Origin of the sequence: Proteus sp. HMSC14B05 (assembly GCF_001808035.1) — a bacterium.
In the GTDB taxonomy this organism is placed as follows: Bacteria; Pseudomonadota; Gammaproteobacteria; order Enterobacterales; family Enterobacteriaceae; genus Proteus; species Proteus mirabilis.
Map to the genome: position 1 here is coordinate 1 of NZ_KV791959.1, position 712 is coordinate 712.

Here is a 712-nt window from a genome sequence, read left to right on the forward strand (position 1 = left end):
GGCTTGTCCATTCTTCCATGACGAACTCACCAGTAACAGTAACCTTTATTCCCTTGGTTAGATGCGGAGGTAGCTTTTCAGCTTTAGGGCCAAACATCTTGCAGATAACCCAAGATACTTTTTCGTGTTCTCCGTAACCTTGTTTCACTGGCAAACTAAAAGATGCAACCGCTTTACCATTTGGCGTCCATCGCTGTTCGCAATCTTTACCTAAGTTTCCACTTGCCGTTATTGTGTTAATTGCCATTACTACCTACCTCCTCAAACTCACCTTCAAATACTGAGGCGTTTTCCTGATCGACATTAGCCTCTGCTTTTTCATCAAGAATTACCGCCTTCTGCATTTCGATAGAAACAGGCAGGTATTTAAAAAGACGACGGATAACGGTTTTCTTCGCCATTTCTTCCCAGTGAGAAACCCAAGGCCCATTTTGACCAGCCTTGCTTGATGCTCTGACTTTCTCAATTTGGTTATGCGTCATAACTTCAAACTGGACACCGCCATCTTTCAGCCTTGCGACAGCGTAAACGTGTGTAATTGGTGAGTCCTCATTTTCACCCGGCACGTGCGTTAAGTTTTCATTCAGTCCATACTCAAAGTGGAAACTATCGCCTTGCCTTACCGTTCTGGCTGAAATGCTGATTATTTGATTTGAGCGACGGGCTAGATCAATCATTCCTCGATAACCAATAATTAACTGCACATTTGATT

Annotated in this window: 2 protein-coding genes; both read right to left on the bottom strand. The window is 43.4% G+C overall.

All coding sequences use genetic code 11. The annotated features are described in order from the left end of the window. Window positions 1–247 (bottom strand): single-stranded DNA-binding protein (locus tag HMPREF3129_RS00525; RefSeq protein WP_139142861.1); only part of this gene is annotated, 247 nt, incomplete at its 3' end. Further along, window positions 237–712, bottom strand: a 476-nt coding sequence (locus tag HMPREF3129_RS00530) for a recombinase RecT (protein ID WP_175437859.1), incomplete at its 5' end; no start/stop codon positions are given. The genes HMPREF3129_RS00525 and HMPREF3129_RS00530, both read right to left, overlap by 11 nt.